The sequence below is a fragment of the Delftia sp. GW456-R20 genome, assembly GCF_001622915.1.
Lineage (GTDB): Bacteria > Pseudomonadota > Gammaproteobacteria > Burkholderiales > Burkholderiaceae_C > Comamonas > Comamonas acidovorans.
The window spans coordinates 2,070,182-2,087,109 of the sequence record NZ_LWCN01000004.1 but is presented as its reverse complement, the minus strand read 5'-3'; the positions used below and the strand labels follow the sequence as shown (position 1 = coordinate 2,087,109).

15 protein-coding genes and 2 tRNA genes are annotated in these 16,928 nt (G+C 67.8%); 8 read left to right on the top strand and 9 right to left on the bottom strand.

Annotated features, from left to right (window positions below):
* Positions 1–54: 54 nt before the first annotated feature.
* The gene (gene pdxR, locus A4F85_RS14615) at positions 55–1,584 is read right to left on the bottom strand and encodes a MocR-like pyridoxine biosynthesis transcription factor PdxR (protein ID WP_063326989.1); all 1,530 of its coding nucleotides are present in this window, start codon (positions 1,582–1,584) and stop codon (positions 55–57) included.
* A gap of 182 nt (positions 1,585–1,766) precedes the next feature.
* Between pdxR and A4F85_RS14610 the strand changes: the two genes are divergently transcribed.
* The 3 genes from A4F85_RS14610 (at position 1,767) to greB (ending at position 2,783) form a co-directional block, all read left to right on the top strand.
* Positions 1,767–1,843, top strand: a tRNA-Arg gene (locus A4F85_RS14610).
* Between the two features lie 179 nt (positions 1,844–2,022).
* Positions 2,023–2,099 (top strand) — tRNA-Arg (locus A4F85_RS14605).
* 117 nt (positions 2,100–2,216) lie between these two features.
* Positions 2,217–2,783 carry a transcription elongation factor GreB gene (gene greB, locus A4F85_RS14600; RefSeq protein WP_063326988.1) on the top strand — a complete coding sequence of 189 codons (567 nt, stop codon included), beginning with the start codon at positions 2,217–2,219 and terminating at the stop codon, positions 2,781–2,783.
* A gap of 4 nt (positions 2,784–2,787) precedes the next feature.
* On the opposite strand, the gene A4F85_RS14595 is transcribed toward greB, so the two are convergent.
* Entirely contained in the window at positions 2,788–4,149 is a 1,362-nt protein-coding gene (locus A4F85_RS14595; RefSeq protein ID WP_063326987.1) for a lytic murein transglycosylase, read from the bottom strand.
* An 86-nt stretch (positions 4,150–4,235) separates the two neighbouring features.
* Here A4F85_RS14595 and A4F85_RS14590 point away from each other — a divergent pair, with 86 nt between their 5' ends.
* Positions 4,236–5,102 carry an NAD-dependent protein deacetylase gene (locus A4F85_RS14590; protein WP_063326986.1) on the top strand — a complete coding sequence of 289 codons (867 nt, stop codon included), beginning with the start codon at positions 4,236–4,238 and terminating at the stop codon, positions 5,100–5,102.
* 30 nt (positions 5,103–5,132) lie between these two features.
* On the opposite strand, the gene A4F85_RS14585 is transcribed toward A4F85_RS14590, so the two are convergent.
* The 4 genes from A4F85_RS14585 to A4F85_RS14570 form a co-directional block, all read right to left on the bottom strand.
* Complete coding sequence (locus A4F85_RS14585) at positions 5,133–7,400, bottom strand: RelA/SpoT family protein (RefSeq protein WP_012203951.1); 2,268 nt, start codon at positions 7,398–7,400, stop codon at positions 5,133–5,135.
* Positions 7,401–7,502: 102 nt separating this feature from the next.
* Positions 7,503–7,706, bottom strand: a complete 204-nt coding sequence (rpoZ, locus tag A4F85_RS14580; protein WP_012203952.1) for a DNA-directed RNA polymerase subunit omega — start codon at positions 7,704–7,706, stop codon at positions 7,503–7,505.
* A gap of 18 nt (positions 7,707–7,724) precedes the next feature.
* Positions 7,725–8,354: a guanylate kinase gene (gmk, locus tag A4F85_RS14575; RefSeq protein WP_013803794.1), complete on the bottom strand. Its 630-nt coding sequence runs from the start codon at positions 8,352–8,354 to the stop codon at positions 7,725–7,727.
* A 44-nt stretch (positions 8,355–8,398) separates the two neighbouring features.
* Positions 8,399–9,292, bottom strand: a complete 894-nt coding sequence (locus tag A4F85_RS14570; RefSeq protein WP_063326985.1) for a YicC/YloC family endoribonuclease — start codon at positions 9,290–9,292, stop codon at positions 8,399–8,401.
* Positions 9,293–9,381: 89 nt separating this feature from the next.
* On the opposite strand from A4F85_RS14570, the gene A4F85_RS14565 reads away from it, so the two are divergent.
* From A4F85_RS14565 to hemW, 4 genes are all read left to right on the top strand, one after another.
* Positions 9,382–10,413: a serine/threonine protein kinase gene (locus tag A4F85_RS14565; protein WP_012203955.1), complete on the top strand. Its 1,032-nt coding sequence runs from the start codon at positions 9,382–9,384 to the stop codon at positions 10,411–10,413.
* On the top strand, positions 10,410–11,315 hold the full coding sequence (locus A4F85_RS14560; RefSeq protein WP_012203956.1) for a PP2C family protein-serine/threonine phosphatase: 906 nt from the start codon (positions 10,410–10,412) through the stop codon (positions 11,313–11,315). The genes A4F85_RS14565 and A4F85_RS14560 overlap by 4 nt, the downstream gene beginning before the upstream one ends.
* 99 nt (positions 11,316–11,414) lie before the next feature.
* On the top strand, positions 11,415–12,017 hold the full coding sequence (rdgB, locus tag A4F85_RS14555) for an RdgB/HAM1 family non-canonical purine NTP pyrophosphatase (protein ID WP_013803792.1): 603 nt from the start codon (positions 11,415–11,417) through the stop codon (positions 12,015–12,017).
* A complete protein-coding gene (gene hemW / locus A4F85_RS14550) occupies positions 12,014–13,258 on the top strand; it encodes a radical SAM family heme chaperone HemW (protein WP_063326984.1) in 1,245 nt (414 codons plus the stop codon). Before rdgB ends, hemW begins: the two co-directional genes overlap by 4 nt.
* 76 nt (positions 13,259–13,334) lie before the next feature.
* Here the strand turns inward: hemW and A4F85_RS14545 are convergent, their stop codons facing one another.
* The 3 genes from A4F85_RS14545 to fahA all read right to left on the bottom strand — a co-directional run bounded on the left by A4F85_RS14545 (position 13,335) and on the right by fahA (position 16,882).
* Positions 13,335–13,685 (bottom strand): I78 family peptidase inhibitor, encoded by a 351-nt coding sequence (locus A4F85_RS14545; RefSeq protein ID WP_012203959.1) that lies wholly within the window; start codon positions 13,683–13,685, stop codon positions 13,335–13,337.
* Between the two features lie 151 nt (positions 13,686–13,836).
* Positions 13,837–15,441 (bottom strand): SPOR domain-containing protein, encoded by a 1,605-nt coding sequence (locus tag A4F85_RS14540; protein ID WP_063326983.1) that lies wholly within the window; start codon positions 15,439–15,441, stop codon positions 13,837–13,839.
* Between the two features lie 124 nt (positions 15,442–15,565).
* Positions 15,566–16,882, bottom strand: coding sequence for a fumarylacetoacetase (gene fahA / locus A4F85_RS14535; protein WP_063326982.1), 1,317 nt, complete (start codon positions 16,880–16,882; stop codon positions 15,566–15,568).
* Positions 16,883–16,928 lie beyond the last annotated feature (46 nt).

The following is a 16,928-nucleotide window of genomic DNA, read 5'->3' as shown; positions in this document are numbered from 1 at the left end:
GTACTGACCCAGGGGCGACGGGACCGGCAGGGCCGGTCCCGGCCATTCCTTGCGTTACTTCTCGGGCTGCTCCTCACGGATCGCATCGGCCAGGGCCTTCACGCCCTGGCCGATGTCGTTGGCGGGTATGGATTGGTAGCCCATGCGCATGAAGCTGCCGGGCGTGTCCGGGCGGGCGAAGAACACATCGCCGGGCTCGATGAGCACGCCGTGCGCTGCGGCGCGCTGCGCCAGGGCTTCGACAGGAATGTGGTCGGGCAACTGCACCCAGCACGAGCCGCCGCCGCGCACGGGCGTGATGCGGCAGCCGGGTGCATGCTCGGCCATGGCGGCCGTCAGCGCCGCGTGCCGCTCCTTCTGCGCCTGGGCCAGTCGCCGCTGCTGGGCCTCGTAGTGGCCCAGGGAGATGAACATGGCCAGCGTGCGCTGCACGAAGGTGGCGGGGTGGCGGATCATGAGCCGGCGCAGCGCGCGCAGCTCGCGTATCAGCTCGGGCGCAGCCACGATGTAGCCCACGCGCAGGCCCGGCGCCAGGCTCTTGGACAGGCTGCCCACGTAGATCACGCGGTTGCTGCGGTCCAGGCTCTTGAGCGCCGGAATGGGCTGGCCGTCGAAGCTGCTCTCGCTCTCGTAGTCGTCCTCGATGAGGATGATGTCGTGCGCCTCGGCCATCTCCAGCAGCGCCTCGCGCCGCGCCAGCGGCATGGTCACGCCCGTGGGGCATTGGTGGCTGGGCGTCACGTAGAGGTAGTCGAGCTGGCGCAGCAGCGGCGTGACCGGCAGGCCCTGGCCGTCCACCGGCAGCGGGATGACCTGGGAGGTGCGGCTGCTGAAGATGTTGCGCGCGTCGGGGTAGCCGGGCTCCTCGATGCCCACGGCCGTGCCCTCGCGCATCAGCAGGTCGGCCACCATGTAGAGGGCGTGCTGCGCACCCACGGTAATGATCAGCTCGTCGGCCGAGGCCCAGACGCCGCGGCGCGGCAGGATCTTGGTCTGCACCTGCTGGATCAGCATCTCGTCGTCGCGCGCGATCTGGTCGGGCGCCCACTGGCGTATGTCCAGCACGCCCAGGGCCTTGAGGCAGCATTCGCGCCAGGCGGCCGTGGGAAACAGCTCCTTGTCGAACTGGCCGTACAGGAAGGGATAGGGGTAGCGCTGCCAGTCCTCTTCCTTGACGATGCTGCGCTGCTGGCTGGGCAGCAGCCACAGGCGCCGCGACCAGTCGGTGCGGCGGCCTTCGCCAGGGGTGCTGCTGGCCGCAGCGCCGCCCGGCGTGCGCCCCTTGAGTACGTCGGGATGGATGAAGTGGCCCTTGCGCTGGCGGCTCAGCAAAAAGGCTTCCTCGGCCAGCTGCTGGTAGGCCAGCACGACGGTGATGCGCGCCACGCCCAGGTGGCGCGCCAGCTCGCGGCTGGAGGGAATGGATTCGCCGGGTGCGAGGATGCCCGAGAGGATGGCATCGACCAGCATCTCGCGGATCTGGCCCTGCAGGCTCAGGGAGGGGCGGGCGCTGCGGCGAAACAGCTGCCCCCACATGGCGCCCTCGGGCGGTTGCGGCTGCGTGGCCGCGCGCTTGTCTGTCATGTCTTGTCGTTCCCGCCGCTGCGGCGGGCCGCTCGCTGTGTTTGTCTCCCGCGCAGGTGCAGGGCAGGGCCTGCATCCGCGACCGGCCAATATAGGCCAGCTGGTGCGCCACGGGGCCCGGAGTTTGCGATGGTTGCAATTTTTGCGGAGAGGCCAGAAATTGATATACAATCGTTGTCTTGGCGGCTGTAGCTCAGCTGGATAGAGTACTTGGCTACGAACCAAGGGGTCGTGGGTTCGATTCCTGCCAGCCGCACCAAAACGACAAGCCTCAGAACTGCAAAGTTCTGAGGCTTTTTCGTTTCAGGCGCCCGCACAGGCCCGCACAGGCCCGCACAGAGGCCGTGGCAATGGTTCAGGCGCTGGTCAACGGTTATTTTTCGATATTTTCATGGTTTTCCGTAAGCGTTCAAAAAGCACGCTATAATTCGAAGCTTGGCGGCTGTAGCTCAGCTGGATAGAGTACTTGGCTACGAACCAAGGGGTCGTGGGTTCGATTCCTGCCAGCCGCACCAAAACGACAAGCCTCAGAACTGCAAAGTTCTGAGGCTTTTTCGTTTGTGCTCAGTTGGTGTCGTGGTTTGTGCGGCGTCTTCGCCTCCTGCGGTGATCTGTGTGAAGATCGGCTCCTTATGAGCAAGGCTTTCACCAAGGAATCCGACGGCGACGACGATGATGAAGTCGGCCTGCCGCCCTTGCCGCCGGGCGGCAAGAACTACATCACGCCCCAGGGCTTCGCGCGGCTGAAGACGGAGCTGCTGGACCTGATCGACAACGAGCGCCCGCGCATCGTGGAAATCGTGCACTGGGCGGCCAGCAATGGCGACCGCTCCGAGAACGGCGACTATCTCTACGGCAAGAAGCGCCTGCGCGAGATCGATAGGCGCATCCGCTTTCTGACCAAGCGGCTGGAGATCGCCGAGGTGGTCGATCCCTCCGTGCATGCCGGCAGCGAGCAGATCTACTTCGGCGCCACCGTCACCTATGTCGATGACGAGGGCGAGGAGCGCACCATCACCATCATGGGCATCGACGAGGCCGACAGCGCACGCCAGCAGGTCAGCTGGATCGCACCCGTCTCGCGCGCCCTGCTCAAGGCCCGTGTGGGCGACGAGGTGGCCCTGCCCACACCCGCAGGTGTGCGCACGCTGGAAGTGCTGGAAGTCACCTACCCGGAGCCGGGAAGCGCCGCCGTGTGAGCGTTCAGGGCTGCAGTTTCTGCAGCAGCTCCAGCGTGGGATAGCCGTCGGCCACCAGGCCCTGGCTTTGCTGGAACTGGCGCAGGCCCGCGCGCGTGGCCGGGCCCATCACGCCATCTGCCGTGCCGGCCGAAAATCCCCGTTCGTTGAGCGCAGCCTGCAAGGCGCGCAACTGGTCGCGCGACAGCGGTGCCAGATCGCGCGGCCAGGCCGCCTGCACACCCGGGCCGCCGGCCAGTTGCTGCGACAGCAGGCCCACGCCCAACGCGTAATTCACGGAGTTGTTGTAGCGCAGGATGGTGCGGAAGTTGGCTCCCACCATGAAGGCCGGCCCGCGCGCGCCGGCCGGTGCGATCACGCTGGCATCGGCCATGGCGGGCAGGGCGGAGCCGTCCACGGCCTGCACGCCCTCGGCCGCCCATTGCGCGCTGTCCTGGCGCACGCTGGTCTCGGCGCGTGCATGGTCAAAGCCTGCCGGCAGGCGCACTTCCACGCCCCAGGGCTCGCCCGTCTTCCAGCCCGAATGGGCCAGGTAGTTCGCCGTGGAGGCCGTCACATCGGGCAGACTGCCCCAGATGTCGCGGCGGCCGTCGCCATCGGCATCCACCGCATAGGCCAGGAACACGGAGGGCAGGAATTGCGTGTGGCCCATGGCACCCGCCCAGGAGCCGATCATGTGGGCCGCATCGATATCGCCGTTGTCGATGATGCGCAGGGCTGCGAGCAGCTCCTTTTGCGCCCAGGCGGCGCGCCGGCCGTCGAAGGCCAGCGTGGCCAGCGCATCGACCGTGGGGAAGTTGCCGAAGTTGCCGCCGAAATTGCTTTCCATGCCCCAGATGGCGGCGATCACCTCGGCCGGCACGCCATAGCGCTGGGTGGCCGACTGCAGCGGTGCAGCCGCTTCGCGCAGCTTGGCGCGGCCCTGGGCGATGCGCTGGGCGGATACGGCGCTGTCCAGGTACTGCCAGGGCGTGCGCGTGAATTCAGGCTGCGAGCGGTCCAGCTGCACCGCGCGGCGCTGCAGCCGGGCAGGCTCCAGTGCGCTGCGCACGGTTTTCTCCGAGATGCCGGCGTCCAGCGCCTTGCGCGCGAAATCCCGCTTCCACGCTTCGAAGCTGGTGGCTTCGGCCTGCTGGGCGGCATCCGGCGCGGTGGCCGGTTCGGGCTGCACGGGCGCTACAGGCGCCGTGGGGGCGGGCATGGAGGGCGGCACCGTGACCGGCGCAGGCGCCGGCCGGGACGCGCAGCCGGCCAGCAGCACGGCGGCCAGGGCGGTGGCCAGGGCGGCACGGTTGAGCGCGGCGGGATGGCGGGCGGTGGGAAAGGCTTGGGCTGTGGCTTGGGCGGTGGCGTGTGCGTGGTGCATCCGGCCATTGTCTCCGCTGCGCCCCGGCTCGGAGTGCAACACGGTGTTTCTGCATTGGGCGTGCGGGGCCGCTATGCTGTGCGGCCATGACCGCCACCGCTCCGCCGCCATCACCATCCCCGGTTCTGCACGATGCCGCGCTGGCCCTGCGCGCCTTGCTGCCGCCCGGCCGGCGCTGGCTGGTGCTGACGGGCGCGGGCTGCAGCACGGGCTCCGGCATTCCGGACTACCGGGATCTGGAAGGCCAGTGGAAGCGCCCCCAGCCGGTGACGCTGCAGGCCTTCATGGGCAGCCATGCCACGCGCCAGCGCTATTGGGCGCGCAGCCTGCTGGGCTGGCCCGTGATGGCGCAGGCCAGGCCCGGCCAGGCCCACGCGGCACTGGCGCAGTTGCAGCAGCGCGGATGGATCGAAGGCCTGGTCACCCAGAATGTGGACGGCCTGCACACGGCCGCGGGCAGCGATGGCGTCATCGACCTGCACGGCCGCATCGCCGCCGTGCGCTGCATGGGCTGCGGCGCCGGCATGGAGCGCGCCGTGCTGCAGGCCATGCTGCTGGAGCGCAACCCCCGCTGGGCCGGCCTGAGCGCCCAGGCCGCGCCCGACGGCGATGCCGATCTGGAGGGGCGCGACTTCAGCCGCTTCGACGTGCCGGCCTGCCCGCACTGCGGCGGCGTGCTCAAGCCCGACGTGGTGTTCTACGGGGAAGGCGTGCCCAGCCAGCGGGTGCAGGCCGTGCGCGCCATGCTGCAGCAGGCCGGCGGGCTGCTGGTCGCCGGTTCTTCGCTGATGGTGTATTCAGGCCTGCGCTTCGTGCATGAGGCCGTGGCCCAGGGCAAGCCTGTGGCCGCCATCAACCAGGGCCGCATGCGCTCCGAGGATTTGCTGGCCCTCAAGATCGAGCAGGACTGCGGCCCGTTGCTGCAGCAGCTGGCCCAGGACCTGGCGCAATGAAAAAGCCCCGCAGGAGCGGGGCAGTGTTCATCAGGGGATGACGCGCGATGCGCGCACCACCGAGTGCACGCGGCGCAGGTTGCGCAGCGCGGACTCCACCTGCTGGTTGTCGTGCACCGAGATCACGAAGCACAGGTCCGTGGTGCTCATGGCAGCCTCGTCGGCCATGTCCACGCGCAGGATGTCCACCTCGGCGCCCGCCAGCTCGGCCGCCACGCGCGCGAGCACGCCCTTGCCGTTGTTGACGGTGACCACGATGCGTGCCTCGAACAGGCGCGCGGCATCCATGTCATCGGCCCACTCGACCACGATGAAGCGGTCCCTGTCCTTTTCCTGCAGGCGCTGCGCGATCTTGCACTGCGCATGGTGGACGATCAGGCCTTCGCCGCTGCCCAGGTAGCCCACGATGGGGTCGCCCGGCACGGGGCGGCAGCATTGCGCGTAGTGGATGGAGCCCTGGTTGGAGCCGTCCAGCAGCACGGCACCCTGGAAGGGGCGGTTGCTGGAGTTGAAGCGTTCGCGTGTGAGCAGCAGGGCGTCGGGCCGGTGGCCGTGGCGCGCCATCAGCGCCGTCAGGCGCGAGGCCACCAGCGACGCAATGCGCCGGCCCATGCCGATGTCCACCATCAGGTCGGCGCGGCTGCGGCTGCCGGCCATGCGCAGGACCTCGTCCCACAGTGCCTGGTTGGCCTCGTCGGCCGGCGGCACGGCATCCATGCCTTCGGCACGCATGGCCTGGGCCAGCAGGTTCTCGCCCAGGCGGGCCGATTCGCTTTGCGCGGCCGACTTCAGGTAGTGGCGGATCTTGGAGCGCGCGCGGCCCGTCTTCACGAAGCCCAGCCAGGCCGGGTTGGGCGTGGCGTCCTCGGAGGTGACGATCTGCACCACGTCGCCGCTCTTGAGTTCGGTGCGCAGCGGCACTTCCTCGTTGTTGATGCGCGCGGCCGTCATGTGGTTGCCGACCTTGCTGTGGATGGCATAGGCGAAGTCCACCACGGTGGCGCCGCGCGGCATGGCCATGATCTCGCTCTTGGGCGTGAACACGTAGACGGCGTCGGGGAACAGGTCCACCTTGACGTGGTCCCAGAACTCGGCCGCATCGCGCGTCTCGTTCTGGATGTCCAGCAGCGACTGCAGCCACTGCGTGCCCAGCTGCTCGGAATCGTGGCCGGGCTGGGCCTTGTACAGCCAGTGCGCGGCGACGCCGGCTTCGGCGACGATGTGCATTTCCTCGGTGCGGATCTGGAACTCGATGTTCACGCCCGAGGGGCCCACCAGCGTGGTGTGCAGCGACTGGTAGCCATTGTTCTTGGCAATGGCGATGTAGTCCTTGAAGCGGCCCGGCATGGGCTTGTACATCTGGTGCAGCACGCCCAGCGCGGTGTAGCAGTCGATCACGCGCGGCAGGATGACGCGAAACCCGTAGACGTCCGTCACCTTGGCAAAGCTCAGCTGGTTCTTCTCCATGCGCAGATAGAGCGAATACAGCGTGCTTTCGCGCCCGGCCAGGCGTGCCTGCAGGCCTGCGCCGGCGAACTCCGCATTGACCTCGTCCTGCACGCGCTGGACCAGGTCGCGGCGGCGCTTGCGCGAGCGGGCGATGGCCTTTTCCAGCGTGGCATAGCGCCAGGGGTGCAGGTGGCGGAAGGCCAGGTCCTGCAGCTCGCGGTAGGTCTGGTTCAGGCCCAGGCGGTGGGCGATGGGGGCGTAGATCTCCAGCGTCTCCGACGAGATGCGGCCCCACTTGTTGCGCGGCATGTCGCCCATGGTGCGCATGTTGTGGGTGCGGTCGGCCAGCTTGATCAGGATGACGCGCACATCGCGCGCCATGGCCAGCAGCATCTTGCGGAAGGACTCGGCCTGGTTTTCCTCACGCGTGTTGAACTGCAGCTTGTCCAGCTTGGTGAGGCCGTCGACCAGCTCGGCCACGTCCTGGCCGAAGCGCTGGGCGAGGTCCGCCTTGGTGACGCCGCAGTCTTCCATCGCATCGTGCAGCAGCGCGGCCATCAGGGCCGGGGCGTCGAGCTTCCAGCTCGCGCACAGCGCGGTGACGGCAATGGGATGGGTGATGTAGGGTTCGCCGCTGCTGCGCCACTGGTCGCTGTGGGCCAGGTCGGCAAAGGCATACGCTTCGCGCACCTGCTCGATGCTGGTGGCATCCAGGTAACCCAGGTGCTCCATCAGTCCGGCAAAGGCATTGGCCGACACGCTCGCTGCCTGCTCTGCAGACATGCGCTCGGGCCGGGGTGTCGGTACGGGATCAGAGGGGGCTGTGAACGAAGTCAAGGCCGCTTTCATGACTTAAATGTAGCGTGCATGCGGGTTTGTGCAGGCTTCATGTAAAAAAAAGCACCGCTGTGCGGTGCTCTTTGTGGGGCCATTGTGTTGCTTTGCAGCAAATCAGCCCGGAACCTTCTTCAGCATCTCCAGGCCGACCTTGCCTTCGGCGATCTCGCGCAGGGCGGTGACACCGGGCTTGTTCTTGGTTTCGATCCTGGGCGTGTGGCCCTGGCTCAGCATGCGGGCGCGGTAGGTGGCGGCCAACACGAGCTGGAAGCGGTTAGGGATCTGCTCCAGGCAGTCTTCAACAGTGATGCGTGCCATCAGGATCTCCGGGAAACGTCAGTTGGGTACAGAAATATTGAGAGACTCGAAGGTCTCTGCGCGGCGGCTGCGCTGAGCCGCATACTTGAGGCGCTGGGCGTGGATGATCGTCTTGAGATCAAACAGTGCGCTCTCGAACAATTCGTTGATTATAACGAAGTCGAATTTCGCCACCTGGGCCATCTCCTCGGCCGCGTTCGTCAGGCGCAGTTCGATCACCTCGGGCGCATCCTCGCCCCGGTTTTCCAGGCGTGCGCGAAGCTCGTCCCAGCTGGGCGGCAGGATGAAGATCAGAACGGCGTTCGGAAACGCTTCCTTGACCTGCAGCGCGCCCTGGTAGTCGATCTCCAGCAGCACGTCGGTGCCGACCTGGATGCGCTCTTCCAGCGCCTTCTTGGCCGTGCCGTAGCGGCGGCTGTGCACATTCGCCCATTCGACGAAGGCGTTGTTCGACACCATGGTGTCGAATTCCTGGTCGGAGACGAAGTAGTACTCGCGGCCGTGCTTTTCCTGGCCACGCGGCGCGCGGGTGGTGTGGGAGACGGAGGGCGAGACGCGCGCATCGAACTCGCGCAGGGCTCGCACCAGGCTGGACTTGCCGGCCCCGCTGGGGGCCGAGACGACAAAGAGGTTTCCGGGGTAATCCATGGATTTGTGCGCAGTTTGGTTACGCATGGGCATCTGTGATGGGCTTATTCGATGTTCTGCACCTGCTCGCGCATCTGCTCGATCAGCACCTTCATGTCCACGCTGATGCGGGTCAGCTCCAGCGTGGCGGACTTGGAGCCCAGCGTGTTGGCTTCGCGGTGCAGTTCCTGGATCAGGAAATCCAGGCGCTTGCCGATCTCGCCGCCCTTCTTGAGCAGACTCTGGATCTCGTCCAGGTGCGAGTCCAGGCGGGTGACTTCTTCCGCCACGTCGATGCGGATGGCAAAGGCCGTGGCCTCGGTCAGGGCGCGGTCCTGGGCGGCTTCAGGCGCCACGGCGCCTTCGGCCAGGGCCATCGCTTCCTTCCAGCGCTCCATGAAGCGCAGGCGCTGCTGCTCCACGAGCTGGGGCACCAGGGGCGTGGCGTCTGCCGCGAGCTTGCGCAACTGGGCGATGCGGTCCAGCAGCATAGTGGCCAGGCGCTTGCCTTCGCGGGCGCGGGCTTCCAGCAGTTCGGTCAGGGCCTGCTCTGCCAGCGTGGGCAGCACGCTGCTCCAGTCGATGGCCGAGTTGGCGCCGCCGCTGGCAAGGCGCAGCGCGTCGGAGACGGACAGGCTGCGAGCGTCGGGCAGCCATGACTGGACGGTGTCCTGGAGCATGGCCAGGCGCTGCAGCATGGCGGTGGAGGGGTCGGGCAGGGAGTTGCCGTCGTCGTTGTCGATGGCGGCGCGCACTTCGACCTTGCCGCGCTTGAGGCGGGCGGTCAGAAGGGCCCGCAGGGCCGGCTCATGGGCGCGCAACTCGTCGGGCAGGCGGAACGAAAGATCCAGGAAGCGGCTGTTGACCGAGCGGATCTCCAGACCGAGCCGGCTGTTGCGGCCCGACGCTCCACCATCTTCTGCGGACGCGCCGTGCTGGGCACTGGCGTATCCGGTCATGCTGTAAACTGGCATTGGACTTTTGATGGATGCTTGCAATTGCCCGATTATCCGGGTTTCGCCTCATCCCTGAGACTCACCGGAGAAAAATGTCTTCCAAGATCAAGCCGGCGCCATTGCCGCCAGGCAGCACGATCGGCGGCTATCGGGTGGTGCGCAGGCTTGCTTCCGGCGGTTTCGGCGTCGTTTACCTGGCCTTGGATGCAGAGGGCAAGCAGGTTGCGATCAAGGAATACCTGCCCGCATCGCTGGCCACCCGTGCCCCCGGAGAGTTGCAGCCCGCCGTGGCTCCCGAAAAGCTTTCACTGTACCGCCTGGGCCTCAAGAGCTTCTTCGAGGAAGGGCGTTCCCTTGCACAGATCTCGCACGCTTCCGTGGTCAGCGTGCTCAACTTCTTTCGCGAGAACGAAACCGTCTACATGGTGATGAACTACCTGGAGGGTGCCACCCTGCAGGACTTCGTTGTCACCGCGCGCGAGCTCAAGGCCGAGAAGGTGTTCCGCGAATCGACCATCCGCTCGCTGTTCGACGAGGTGCTGCGCGGCCTGCGCATCGTGCACCAGCACAAGATGCTGCACCTGGACATCAAGCCGGCCAACATCTTCATCACCAATGATGACCGCGCCGTGATGATCGACTTCGGCGCGGCGCGCGAGGTGCTGTCCAAGGAAGGCAACTTCATCCGCCCCATGTACACGCCGGGCTTTGCCGCGCCCGAGATGTACCGCCGCGATGCGTCGCTCGGCCCCTGGACCGACATCTACGCGATTGGCGCCTGCATCTATGCCTGCATGCAGGGCTTTCCGCCCAACGAGGCGCCGCAGCGCCAGGACAAGGACAGGCTCACGCTGGCGCTGACCAAGCTGCGCGGCGTGTACTCGGACAACCTCATCGAAGTCGTCGAGTGGTGCATGGCCATGGACCCGGGTTCGCGCCCGCAGTCGGTGTTTGCGCTGCAAAAGGAATTGAGCCGCGAGGGTGAGCGCCGCTACACCAAGCTCAGTGTCTCCGAGCGCATGCGCCTGCAACTGGACACGCTGGTGACCGACGCCAAGAAGAACATGCAGAAGATCAGCGGCGCGGCAGGCCTGCCGGCCGTCGGCCAGGAGCGCAAGCCATGAGGTTTTCGGTATTTCAGCTGAGCCGCCGCGGCGGCCGGGCGCTCAATGAAGACCGCATGGGCTACTGCTACACGCGGGAGGCCGTGCTCTTCGTGCTGGCCGACGGCATGGGCGGCCATCCCGAAGGCGAGGTCGCCGCGCAGCTGGCGCTGCAGGTGATGTCCGTGCATTTCCAGCGCCAGGCCAAGCCGCTGCTGGACGATCCGCAGGGCTTTCTGGTCGATGCGCTGCTGCACGCGCACCGGCAGATCCTGCGCTACGCCAGCGCCAAGGGCATGATCGATACGCCGCGCACCACGCTGGTGGCGGCCGTCATCCAGAAGGGCAAGATCACCTGGATCCACTGCGGCGACTCGCGCCTGTACCTGGTGCGCGGTGGCGAGCTGCTGGTGCGCACGCGTGACCACTCCTATCTGGAGATGGGCGAGATCGCCGCGCAGCTCAAGACATCCAGCCGCAATGTGCTGTTCACCTGCCTGGGCTCGCCGTCCAAGCCCATCTACGACGTGACCGAGCCGCGCCGGCTGGAGCAGGGCGACAAGCTGCTGCTGTGCTCCGACGGCCTGTGGGGCAGCGTGGACGAAGGGCACCTGATGCGCACCCTGCACGGCCGCACCGTGTCCCAGGCCATCCCCCAACTGGTGGAAACGGCGCTGCGCAACGCGGGCGATGCCAGCGACAACGTCACGGCCATCGCCATGGAGTGGGAGACGCCCGACGCCTTCGAGTCCACCATGGGCATCTCCACCCAGGACATCGAGAACGACGCGTTTGAATCCACGATCCAGGGGGGGCCAATCGAAGACCTGGAAGATGAGCTGGATGACGCCGCCATCGAGCGCTCCATCGCCGAGATCAACGAGGCGATACGCCGCTCGGCCGAGCGCCAGTTCAAGCGCTGAACGCCGCTGCCGGCCCGCAGCAGCGGTGCCGGTGGCGCGCATGGACTACCGAACCTATTGACGACAAAGGGCGCACGGGCGCCCGACTGGATTTCTACGATGAAGATTGTGTTGGCCTCCAACAACCGCGGCAAGCTCGCCGAGCTGCAAGCCATGTTCGCCCCGCTGGGCGTTGAACTGATTCGCCAGGGCGACCTGTTCGAGGGCGAGGCGCCCGAGCCGCATTGCACCTTCGTGGAGAACGCGCTGTCCAAGGCCCGCTTCGCGGCCGAGCGCACGGGCCTGCCCGCCATTGCCGACGACGCCGGCATGTGCGTCTCGCACTTCGGCGGCCTGCCGGGCGTGGACACGGCCTACTACTGCACGCAGTTCGGCTACGAGAAAAGCGACGACAACAACGTGCGCGCCCTGCTGGAGCAGATGCAGGGCGTGGCCGACCGCCGTGCCGCCATGGTCAGCACCCTGGTGGGCGTGCGCAGCGCCAGGGACCCCGAGCCGCTGATCGCCATGGGCCGTGTGCAGGGCGAGATCACCACCGAGCGCCGTGGCACGCAGGGCTTCGGCTTCGACCCCGTGATGTACATCCCCGAGCTGGGCCAGACCTTTGCCGAGATGGACCCGGCCGTGAAGCACGCGCACAGCCACCGCGGCCGCGCCACGCTGCAGATGATCGAACTCGTGCGCGAGCGCTGGGTGCGATGATTCCCATCCAGCCCCAGGATTCGGCCTCCGGCGCCCAGGCCGCCGTGCAGCGCGACATCCAGCACTACATGCGCCCCGGCACGCTGCAGCTGGGCAGCCTGCCGCCGCTGTCGCTGTATGTGCACCTGCCCTGGTGCATTCGCAAGTGCCCGTACTGCGACTTCAACTCGCACGAGCATGGCCGCGACGGCCCCGAGCTGCCCGAAGACCGCTACATCGATGCCCTGGTCGCCGACCTGGAGAGCGCGCTGCCGCTGATCTGGGGCCGCACCGTGCACAGTATCTTCATCGGCGGCGGCACGCCCAGCCTGTTCGCGCCCGAGTCCATCGACCGGCTGCTGGCCGCCATCCGCGCGCGCCTGCGCATGGAGGCCGACTGCGAGATCACCATGGAGGCCAACCCCGGCACCTTCGAGACCGACCGCTTCCGCGCCTTCCGTGCGGCCGGTGTGACGCGGCTGTCCATTGGCGTGCAGAGCTTTGACGACCGCCTGCTGCAGGCCGTGGGCCGCGTGCACGACGGCGCCCAGGCGCGTGCGGCCGTGCGCGAGGCGGCCGACAGCTTCGAGACCTTCAACATCGACCTGATGTACGCGCTGCCCGGCCAGACCGAACTGGACCTGGCGCGGGACCTGGACGTGGCCATGTCCTTCGCCCCGCCGCACCTGTCGGTCTATCACCTGACCATCGAGCCCAATACGTATTTCGCCAAGTTTCCGCCTGCCATCCCCGAGGACGACCTGGCCTACGACATGCTGGACCGCATCACCGCGCGCACCGCTGCCGCGGGCATGCAGCGCTACGAGATCTCGGCCTATGCGCGTGAGGGCCACCAGTGCTGGCACAACCGCAACTACTGGCAGTTCGGCGACTACCTGGGCATAGGCGCGGGCGCGCACAGCAAGCTCAGCTTTGCGCACCGCATCGTGCGCCAGGTGCGCTTTCGCGATCCCGCGCGCTACATGGACCAGGCCCTGGCCGGCGCGCCGCTGGCGCAGGACAGCGAGGTGCGCCGTGCCGACCTGCCCTTCGAGTACATGCTCAACGCGCTGCGCCTGCGCGAAGGCTTTGCGCTGCAGGACTTCATGGAGCGCACGGGTCTGCCGCTGTCGTCCATCGCCAAGGGGCTGGACGCCGCACAGGCCAAGGGCCTGATCACGCGCGACCTGGGGCGGGTGGTGCCCACGGAGCGGGGTTTTGACTTCCTCAGCGATCTGCAGGAGTTGTTCCTGGCGGAGTGAGCGGGCCAACGACCATTGAAAAAGGACGCCTCGGCGTCCTTTTTTCATCCAGCGCCACAGCGCAATCGGTCGGCGATCAGCCGCAGCGCACGGCCACGATGCGGCCTGTGCCGTCGACCACCAGGTTCAGGCGTTCCTGGTTGAACTCCATGGTGGTCGGCTGGCCTTCGCGCAGCACGCGGGCCATGTAGGCACCCGACTGCTTGCGGGCGGCCTCCAGCGTGGCCGAGGTATTGCTCTTGCCCACGAAGGACTGCGCCGATGCCGCATTGCAGACCTGCACGGGGCGCGGGGCCGGTTGCGCCGCGCCGCCGCTGCTGCCACCAAAAGGATTGCTCATGCCGGCGCAGCCTGCCACCAGGGTGGTGGCGCCCAGCAGGGCCAGGGCGGCAAGGCGGCGTTGGAGGGCGGGGGCGGTCATCGGCATGGTCTGTCTCCTCGATTCATGGGGTGTTGCTGCGCAGTATCAGGGCGGGCGCGGGCGCGCTGCCTCGGACAATGCCGCATACCTTAGCCGGGCTGAGCCGGGCCAAGGCGAAGCCGAAGGCATGCGGAAGTAACAGGTGGCAGCAAAGGCTTCAGCGCCGCGCGCTGCGGCCTTCCGCGGGGGCGTGGTGGAAGACCGTGGCCTCCATGCCCATGGCGCGTATCTTGGCGGCCGCCTGATCGGCGCTGCGCTGCTTGGCAAAGGGGCCCGAGCGCACGCGCACGATCTCGCCCTTGTTGCTGTGGAGGGTCTGGCTGAGCGTGGGCAGCTTGGCTTTCTCCAGCCGCTCCACCACGCGCCCGGCATTGCCAGCTTCAGAGAACACGCCGATGTTGATGTAGTAGTTGCCCGGCTCCAGAGCCGCCGAGGCGGCCTTGGCAGGTGCCGGGGCCTTTGCGACGGGTTCGGCAGGCTTGGCGGGCTTGGCTGGTTTGGTTTCAGCCGCCGCCTTGGAGGGCTTTGCGGGCGCTGGCGTGGCTGCGTGCACGGACGCTGGCGCAGGCGCAGGTGCAGGTGCAGGTGCAGGTGCTTTGGCTGGCACCAACGCGGCCTTGACGGGAATGGCTGCCGCTGCAGTGGCCGCGACGGCACCCGCAGCGCCGGCCGCTGCCACGACGGGCATGGGTTCGACCGTGCCGGAGACGGTGCTGCCGGCAGCGGGCAAGGGCGCTTGCGGATCAGGGCGCGCCTCGGTCTGGGCAACCGGCTCTTTCGGCTGGGGTATGGGGGCGGGTGCGGGTGCGGGTGCGGGTGCGGGCGCCGGTTCCGTCCTTGGCGCTTCAACGGCAGCTACGGCTGCGGCGGGCGGTGGCACCACGGCTGGTGCAGCTGGCGAAACTGGTGCAGCGGCCGGTATGGCTTCGGACGGGATCACCTCGGTCTGTGCCGCCATGAAATGTGGCATGCCCGACATCGCCCAGATGCCTGCACCGGCAGCGGCGGCAAGCACCGCACCGGCCGCCACGGCCAGCCGCTTGCGCAGGGGCGTGGCCGCGCGGCGGGCCAGGCGTTCGTGCGCTGCGGCCATGTTGGGGGCCTCGCCAATGGCTTGCAGCGTGTGGCGGCGCACATGGTGCCAGTACAGGGCATTGGCGCCCAGGCCGGGAATGGCAATGGCCAGCAGGATCAGCGTGGCATCGATGCCGTGGGCAATCGCCGGGGGCAGGCCCAGCGCGGGGCGCAGCAGCAGGCCCCAGACCAGGCCCGTGCCGCCGGCGGCCAGCGCATAGAGGCCGCCCTCTTGCCACTGCCCGCGCAGCCCGCACCATGGCAGGGTGAACAGGCCTGCGGCCAGGTTCCAGGTAGGCAAGGGCTTGCCCAGCGCGTCGAAGCGCTCGAACAGGCGCAGGTAGTAGTCGCGGGAGGGCTCGCCAATCAGGCTGGCGTACAGGCCCGGCATCAGGCCGGTGCCCTGTCCGCCCGTGAAGCTGGTGGCGCCGGCATGTGCGCCGACGCCTGCCCGCTCGTTGGGGGCCGCGGCGTCATCGCCGTGCTGCAGCGCATAGGCTGCGGCAGCGAAGGCGCTGGCTATCGAGGGCGGCAGTTTGCTGGGGCTCTTGGGAGAGTCGGCCGTGTCGGGCCTGTTGGCACTGCCGGGCTCGGCAAAGGCGGGCTCCTGCCGGGCAGGGGCCGCCTGCCTTCCGAAGTCGATGGTGGCGGGAGGTGCTGAGATGGCGTCTTCCGATGGGGCGGGCATGTCAGCAATTGTGTCATGCACTCATGGCTGTCGGAATCACGACATTCGGGCGGATCGATCGGGTGAATCAATCGGTCAGACCAATCGCGCAGATCAATCGGCCCCGATCAATCTGCCTTTGCCATCAGGCCTGGCGCGCGGGCAGCACGGTGGCGCGGCACTCGCCGAAGCCGATGCGCGCGGCGCCCGGCTTCTCGCACCAGCCGCGCAGGATCACGGCATCGCCATCCTGCAGGAAGGTGCGGCTCTCGCCATTGGCCAGGGCCACGGGCTTCTTGCCGCCTTCGGTCAGCTCCAGCAGCGCACCGGCCTCGCTGGAGGTCGGGCCGGACAGCGTGCCCGTGCCCAGCAGGTCGCCGGGCTGCAGGTCGCAGCCGTTGACGCTGTGGTGGGCCACCAGCTGGGCCATGGTCCAGTAGGCGTGGCGGTAGCTGGTGTGGGTGATTTGCTGGGCGGCCTGGCCTTCGGCGCGCATGCGGCCGGTCTCCAGCGCCACGCTCAACTGCACGTCGAACGCGCCGCGCTCGGAATTGGCGGCCGAGCTCAGGTAGGGCAGGGGCTGGGGATCGGCGGCGGGCCGCGTGAAGGCCGTGCGGTAGGGCTCCAGCGCCTCCAGCGTCACGACCCAGGGCGAGACCGTGGTGGCGAAGTTCTTCGACAGGAAAGGGCCCAGCGGCTGGTATTCCCAGGCCTGGATGTCGCGCGCCGACCAGTCGTTGAGCAGGCACAGGCCGAAGATGTGGTTCTCTGCCTCGTCCATGGAAATCGCCTCGCCCCAGGCGTTGCCGGCGCCGGTGTAGATGCCCATCTCCAGCTCATAGTCCAGGCGTGCGCAGGGCTTGAGCGCGGGTGCGGCGGCGTCGGGCGCCTTCAGCTGGCCCATGGGGCGGCGGAAGTCCACGCCCGACACGCGCAGGCTGGACGCACGGCCGTGGTAGCCAATCGGCACCCACTTGTAGTTTTCCATCAGCGGGTTGTCCGGGCGGAACAGCTTGCCGACGTTGGTGGCGTGGTGCACCGAGGTGTAGAAGTCCGTGTAGTCGCCGACCTGGGCCGGCACCGTGTACTCCACGTCGGACTGGGCCACCAGGCAATCCTGCAGTGCCGCCTGTGCGGCAGCGCCTTCGCGCAGCGCGCGCGACAGCGCCAGGCGCAGGGCCGACCAGGCGGCCGGACCCATGGCCATGAAGCCGTTCAGGTGCTGTTGCGAAGCGGCTTCCAGCTGCGGCTGCACGGCATCGCCCAGCGCCTTGAGGGCGCTGGCGCGCGCCAGGTCCAGCACCTGGTCGCCAATGGCCACGCCGCCGCGCCAGGCCTCCTGGCTGCCTGCGCGGCGGAACACCGCGTAGGGCAGGTTCTGGATGGGGAAGTCGCTGGCGCCGGTATTGGCCGAGGCCACCCAGCTGCGCAGGCCTGCGTCATGGGTTTCGTTCAAGGACATTTGTCTCTCCTGGTTGGGTTTGTCTGTCGTTGGTATGAAAAAGGGG